Source organism: Desulfobacterium sp. N47, assembly GCF_051233685.1.
GTDB lineage: Bacteria > Desulfobacterota > Desulfobacteria > Desulfobacterales > RPRI01 > RPRI01.
In genome coordinates this window covers 1-6,619 of the sequence record NZ_JBAMMY010000036.1, presented here as the reverse complement: position 1 = coordinate 6,619, position 6,619 = coordinate 1, and the positions used below count along the sequence as shown (strand labels likewise).

General features: G+C 40.5%; 8 protein-coding genes, 1 tRNA gene and 1 pseudogene. 3 read left to right on the top strand and 7 right to left on the bottom strand.

The window, feature by feature from the left end:
• Together VXK47_RS02135 and VXK47_RS02130 are read left to right on the top strand one after the other, a co-directional pair.
• Positions 1 to 181, top strand: a 181-nt coding sequence (locus VXK47_RS02135) for an IS3 family transposase (protein WP_435547127.1), incomplete at its 5' end; no start/stop codon positions are given.
• 27 nt (positions 182 to 208) lie between these two features.
• Positions 209 to 364: pseudogene (locus VXK47_RS02130) on the top strand (ISAzo13-like element transposase-related protein); the annotation flags it as partial.
• 90 nt (positions 365 to 454) lie between these two features.
• Here the strand turns inward: VXK47_RS02130 and larC are convergent.
• Together larC and VXK47_RS02120 are read right to left on the bottom strand one after the other, a co-directional pair.
• Positions 455 to 1,618: a LarC family nickel insertion protein gene (larC, locus tag VXK47_RS02125; protein ID WP_435547126.1), complete on the bottom strand. Its 1,164-nt coding sequence runs from the start codon at positions 1,616 to 1,618 to the stop codon at positions 455 to 457.
• 41 nt (positions 1,619 to 1,659) lie between these two features.
• On the bottom strand, positions 1,660 to 2,799 hold the full coding sequence (locus tag VXK47_RS02120) for a M20/M25/M40 family metallo-hydrolase (protein WP_435547125.1): 1,140 nt from the start codon (positions 2,797 to 2,799) through the stop codon (positions 1,660 to 1,662).
• Positions 2,800 to 2,974: 175 nt separating this feature from the next.
• Between VXK47_RS02120 and VXK47_RS02115 the strand changes: the two genes are divergently transcribed.
• Positions 2,975 to 3,072, top strand: a tRNA-Sec gene (locus tag VXK47_RS02115).
• A gap of 67 nt (positions 3,073 to 3,139) precedes the next feature.
• Here VXK47_RS02115 and VXK47_RS02110 read toward each other — a convergent pair.
• The 5 genes from VXK47_RS02110 to VXK47_RS02090 all read right to left on the bottom strand — a co-directional run.
• Entirely contained in the window at positions 3,140 to 3,388 is a 249-nt protein-coding gene (locus VXK47_RS02110) for a superoxide dismutase (protein ID WP_435547124.1), read from the bottom strand.
• 80 nt (positions 3,389 to 3,468) lie between these two features.
• Positions 3,469 to 4,224, bottom strand: a complete 756-nt coding sequence (locus VXK47_RS02105) for an NYN domain-containing protein (protein ID WP_435547123.1) — start codon at positions 4,222 to 4,224, stop codon at positions 3,469 to 3,471.
• 111 nt (positions 4,225 to 4,335) lie between these two features.
• A complete protein-coding gene (locus tag VXK47_RS02100) occupies positions 4,336 to 4,728 on the bottom strand; it encodes a hypothetical protein (protein WP_435547122.1) in 393 nt (130 codons plus the stop codon).
• A gap of 55 nt (positions 4,729 to 4,783) precedes the next feature.
• A complete protein-coding gene (locus VXK47_RS02095; RefSeq protein ID WP_435547121.1) occupies positions 4,784 to 5,980 on the bottom strand; it encodes a THUMP domain-containing class I SAM-dependent RNA methyltransferase in 1,197 nt (398 codons plus the stop codon).
• A gap of 401 nt (positions 5,981 to 6,381) precedes the next feature.
• Positions 6,382 to 6,619: ATP-binding protein (locus VXK47_RS02090; protein ID WP_435547120.1), on the bottom strand; the 238-nt coding region annotated here is incomplete at its 5' end.

Here is a 6,619-nt window from a genome sequence, read left to right as displayed (position 1 = left end):
GGGCACACTCAAGAATGAGCTTGTACATCACCAGCATTACTACACCAGAAAAGAGGCAATTCAGGATATCACAGAATATATAGAGATTTTTTATAACCGGCAAAGGCGGCAGGCCAGACTTGGCTATCTGTCTCCGGTTGTTTTTGAGAAGCAATTTTACGCATTAAAACAAGCGGCATGAAAAATAAATTGGTTTACACTATTGACAACAGGGGTCAGTCTTGAGATTACAGCCAAATTAGACACCAATTCCTACGAGACCGGCATCAAAGTCTCTGATGAAGAACTCCGAAAGATTGCTATCGAGAGGGATGGTTTCCATGGAGAGTGGAATTATAAAATAAAACCAAGGCCATTATGCTAAATGTTCAGCTTATATTTTCTAAACCACTTACTGCCCATAAGCCTGCAAACCCGGCTCCTATTATAACAACATGGGGATTGCCGTTATTCATCAGGATAAATCCTTTAGAATATTTTCATACACATTTTTTATAGGGATCTTCTTCTCAAGAGCAATTGTTTTACATACTTCATATTCAGGTGCAAACCGTGTGGAGCCGTCTGTGTTTGTGATGCATTTTACCGAAACAGTTCCATAGATAGTTTTTATTTCAACCCGACGTCTTGGCAGTTTTTTTCTTTCAAGTTCATGGTATCTGACACCTGTTGTACTGGTTTCGGATAAGATCCGGTTAATAACAATATCCTTATTATAATGATTGCAAATCACATATATTTTAGTTCCCGGCCTGTTTTTTTTCATGTAAACAGGCGCCCAGTATACATCAAGTGCTCCGTCTTCAAAAAGCCTATCCATCAGATATCCGAAAATTTCAGGATTCATATCATCAATGCAGGTTTCTACCTGTAGGATAATATCCTTTTGACAAGTATCTTCAGATATGTCTTTACCAGTTACTATCCTTAAAAGATTCGGAATATGTTCAAGATCATATTTTCCTGCACCATAGCCTGTCTTTTCGACAATCATATCGGGAAATTTTCCGAATGATTGGCAAAGAGCCTTTACAATAGCAGCACCGGTAGGTGTTACAATCTCCTTTTTTATATCAACACCATATACGGCAACGCCGTTTAATATTGATAACACGGCAGGCGGCGGAACCGGCATAATTCCATGCCGGCAGTTTACAAAGCCTGAACTTATGGGAATTTTAGATGAATATAGTTTTGTTATTCCAAGATAATCAATGCAAAGAGCCGTGCCTGCAATATCAACAATTGAATCGACTCCTCCCAACTCATGAAAATGTACGTTTTCTTTTGGGCAGGCATGAATCCTGGCTTCGGCTGTAGCAATTATGTCAAAAACGGAGATACTCATACCTTTAACATTTGCTGAAAGAGAACTATTTGAAAGAAGTGATAAAATCTGGGAATAATTTCTTGATAAGGAAGATGTGGCAGTCTTTACTTCAACTTGTTTTGCGCTTATTCCATTTTTGAAAACATTTGAAACGGTCAGCTCGAAATCATGTAATGGAATATTTTGTATTTGTTCTATGAGCCAATCAACAGGTACGCCAAGATCAATAAAAGCGCCCAGAGTCATGTCACCGCTTATTCCGGAAAAACAGTCAAAATATGCAATCATAAATATATCCCTTCAGCCCATCCTAAAAAGCAGAATCCGGTTTAATGACCTGTTGAATGAAGTTTTATAATTTCAAGCAAGAGTTCACCGGTATTTACCATATCATCAACCTTAACTGATTCCCGCACAGTATGCACGTCGCACATACCGGTTCCTATAACTCCGGCCATAATACCTTTTGAAAAAAATACATTGGCATCCGCCCCGCCCCCTGTGATTTTTGTTATCATTTTTCTGCCCAGGCTGGCGGCGGCTTGTTTGGCTAAAGTCACAACCGTATGGTCCTCCGGGATGTTTGTGCATGAAAAATCATCTTCCACAATAACATCCACTCTCGGAAGACCATTAGACGAATCACCCTGGTAATTCTTTATAACATTTTCAAAAGAAGATATTATGTTATTCGTGACTTCCTTCAACTTTTCACTATTATGACTTCTGACCTCACCCTTGATATTAACATAACTTGGAACAATATTTGTTGCTACACCGCCTTTTATTATACCAAGATTACATGTTGTTTCCCGGTCGATCCTCCCGATTTCAAGACCGGCTATTGCTTTTCCGGCAAGAACGATTGCATTTATACCTTTTTCCGGAGCAGCACCGGCATGAGCATCCCGTCCGTAAATTTTAAATTCAAGCCTGTTTGCGCCGGGAGCATGTGTAACTATACCTTCCGTATCAGTGGCATCAAGGGCATAGCCGTATTTTGCATCTATAAGCCTCATATCAAGATGTTTTGCTCCCAGGAGGCCGATTTCCTCACATATGGTTAAAACTATCTCAATCGGTCCATGGCTGATATTATTTTCTTTAAGAACCGTCATTACTTCAATTAGTATTGCTATTGCGCTTTTATCGTCCGCCCCAAGTATGGTATTGCCGCTGCTTGTAAAAACTCCGTCTTTTAATACAGGCACAATACCTTTTCCCGGTTCAACAGTATCCATATGTGCATTCAAAAGAAGCGGGGGAGCTTTTTGATTGCCGGTAAACTTTATAACCAGATTTCCCGTATCGCTTCCAGTTATTTTTCCTGCTTCGTCAACAGCAGTTTTTGCCCCCATGGATTCGAATATCTTTTTTAATTCCGTGGCGATATTGCCTTCCTGTTTTGAAACGCTGTCGATTCCGACAAGAAACCGGAAAGTATCAGCAAGCCTTTCACTGTTTATCATATAAACTCCCTTGGATTTGAAAATCTTATTACAAACTATCTTGCTTTCTAATATTATAAATTACTTAATCAGCTTATAAAAGTCATTTATTGGCATTATAACCTTTAAATATTCGTCTTTATATAAAATCATTGACAAATAAACGGGGCTTACTATTATATGTGAGTTTTTTAATGGAAGTGCGCAGTTCACTGGTGGGGCTCCCGGACTTCAAATCCGGTGTGGGGCGCTAATACCGTCCCGGGTGGGTTCGATTCCCATGCACTTCCGCCATTTTATTCTATTATTACGTCATGCCATACAAATAAACGCGCTTACCTGCCGGTTTGATATTAATCTTTTAGCTCCTGGAATTGCAGAGAACGAGATTAGAATTAACAAATTCCCAATTGATGAGATTTTTAATGATTGTTTTTTTGATGATATCCTCAAGTGTTTTACCGGCCAAGTCAGTACCCTCAATCAGCTTGTTCAGGTTGGCAACATAAGCATTATGATGTTTCCCATGATGAAAGTCCAATGTCTTTGCGCTGATATATGGTGCCAAAGCATCTTTTCCGTAAGGAAGGTCGGGTAGGGTAATAGCCATTTTTCTCTCCTTTTTTGTGAATTTTTGGTTATTTACGCTGAACTCGTTAATAATCGGCACAACTTTTTTGCTCGCTTGATTTAATTATTAGAAGTTTCAATCTGTTTTTTTCGCTTATCGCGAACATAAATAGCCTTTGATGCGGTTGTGCCTATTTGCCTTTCTTCCATATCAAAAAGCTTTGTTGCAGAAACAAGCTCGCCTAACTTTCCATATCCATAATTGCGTGGATCAAACTCAGGTGATTGTTTTGCTATATTGCTGCCTACAGGCGCAAGATGAGCCCACCCGCTTTCATCGGAGGATGCTTCCACGGCATTGCGCAGCAGGCTTACCAGTTTTGTATCTTTTCTTAGATCACCGCTGGATTTTTTTACAATCGCTTCACTTTCATCAGTCTTTGCACGAAGTACTTCTGTATAAATAAATTTGTCACAAGCTGAAACAAAAGCAGAAGGCGTCTTCTGCTCTCCAAAGCCATAAACCAATAATCCTGACTCTCTGATTCTTGAAGCCAGCTTGGTAAAATCACTATCACTTGAAACTATGCAGAATCCGTTAAAATTACCGGTGTACAATAGATCCATTGCATCAATAATCATTGCGCTATCAGTTGAGTTTTTCCCTTTTGTGTAGGCAAATTGCTGCATTGGCTGAATGGAATATTGCAACAGAACATCTTTCCATCCTTTCAGGCCAGGCCCCGTCCAATCACCATAGATTCTCTTGACGCTAGCCACCCCGTAATTTGCTATCTCCGCCAGTAAACCAACCACAATGCTTGGTTGAGCATTTTCCGCATCTATTAGAACTGCTAACTTGTCAGTATGTTCCATATTTTAATTTTCCTATTACTCTTCTGATGGTAGCGCTAAAGGGCAAGGCTCGTATAGGTGTTTTCTTCCTGCAAAGTCATGTCAGTCTTCAGTGGCATAGTCAGATACTCTTTACTTCGAATACCTGATTGTTAACGAAGTAACAACACCCCAAACCCAATTATATATAAAAACAAATGCAGGTGTAAAAACACCGAGTTCCATTCCTGCTATACCCTTATGAGCTTTATATGGAAAAACTATAAACAGTTGAACCATTGTCGGGAACAAACTTAATATCGTGCCTTTGGCAAATGGTCTGGAATTGAGCAATGGCAGGATAAACAACAAACCCCAGATACCACCCCAGACGATACGCGGGTATAACCAGCTTGCCGTTAATGCAGGTGACATTGACACACCTAAAGCTTTGGTTATGCCCAAATCACCGAATAACCAAACAACCACGCTGTTCGCAAAAGCGCCTAAGCACCCGGCAGCAAAGAGAATCAGTAGTCTTTTCATTATTGGATTTCCTTGACAGATACTAAATATAAAAAATATAATCAGTTACGTATTATCAGTACATCTCGTATTTTACCAGCCTGCCGTCAAGCCCGCCGGCTTTTATCGGTTTTTTCCACGATGCTTCCAACCCGATATTTTTGATATATTTTCGATCTCCAAAATAAACAAAAGCAGTAGAACCTTTACATTTTTGTTTCAGAAAATCGCCTATATTTTTAAAAAACATTTCAAGGTCTTCATCTCCACCCATTCGAATGCCATAAGGCGGATTGGTTACGATTACATGATTTTCGAGAGCCGGAAGCTTTCTGAAGTCCGCCTTTTCAACACTTACGTTATTTCCGTAATGAAGCCCCATCAGGTTTGCTTTTGACGCTCTTACTGCCTGTACAGACACGTCACTTCCTGCAATCAGTCCTTTAGGCAGTTCCCGGATACGCCCATCGGCCTCTTTTTTTACCTTTTTCCAGATAGCAGCGTCAAAGTCGGGCAGAAATTCAAAACCGAATTGCTTTCTGAATACACCTGCAGGAATATTGCTATACTGCATGAGCGCTTCACACAAAAGGGTTCCTGAGCCGCACATAGGATCATATAAAGGAACGAAACCATCCCATTCGCTAAACCGTATAATCGCTGCGGCAACGGTTTCCTGCATCGGCGCCGAAACGGTATCCTCTCTGTATCCTCTTTTGTGAAGTGCAGCGCCTGAAGTATCGAGGCTAATTACAGCTTCATCGTTTCTGATATGAAGGTTCAGTAAAATATCAGGATTTTTTACAGACACATCCGGACGCTGGCCGGTTTTTTCTTTGAAATAGTCTGCAACCGCATCTTTAAGACGAAGTGCTGCATACTTTGAATGCGAAATCGAGCTGTCGGAAACATTAGCCGATACGGCAAAGGTATTGCCATCACTCTTAAAAAATTCATCCCACTCGATCTGTCTGGCTTTCTGATATAATATATCGGAATCATGACAAGGATATGATATTAATGGCGCAAGGCACCGTGAAAGAAGCCTTGTCAGATAATTGATCCGATACAGAGTTGATTTGTCAGCCCTGAAATAGATTCCGCTGAATTCAGGATTAACATCTTCGGCGCCGAGTTCAGATAGTTCCTTAGCACCAGCTTCTTTTAAACCTTCGGCAACCTGGGCAAAATAACGGCTATCATTTTGGTACTGATATAGTGCCGATTGCCGCTTCTCTCTTCTGATGCATCTGATTCGACCGGCTGATAGCATTTTTTACCGCTTCCTTTTTAACCGGAGCTGTAAATAACGGTCGAGATATTGCTTAATCATTTCAGACCTTTTAAAGTATTGGTTATTACGCGTATGAATAAACACTTTAATTGCCGCATGAGATTATATTGCAAGAATTTGGGGATAAAATCAACTTAATTATGGGCAAATCCTGGAAAGTACAACTGCTGGTAATCGAAAGCCATGGTTTATAATATGGATAAAACCCTTCAAAATAGAGATCACCCATATGGATTACGTTTGCATTCTTAAAATAAATGACAGAGTCTCCATCGGTATGTCAGCACCGGCGCGAAAATGTTATAAAACTTCCGGTTTAAAAATGCATGTCAAATAAAGGCCGGCCGGGTAGAAGATTAGCCCTCCCGACCGGCTTTATATTATTTTTCAACAACCTCTTTCATGCGATAACTTTTTCCTTCAATAACCACAGCCTCAGTATGGTGGAGCAACCGGTCAAGCAGCGCCGATGTCAGCGTGCTGTCATTATTGAAGATTTCCGGCCATTCCTTAAACACACGGTTGGTTGTGATCACAAGGGAACCTTGTTCATATCGTTGGCTATCGACAACATCGTCACCTATGCCCGACACCGGATAACCAATGCCTTGGCCGAAA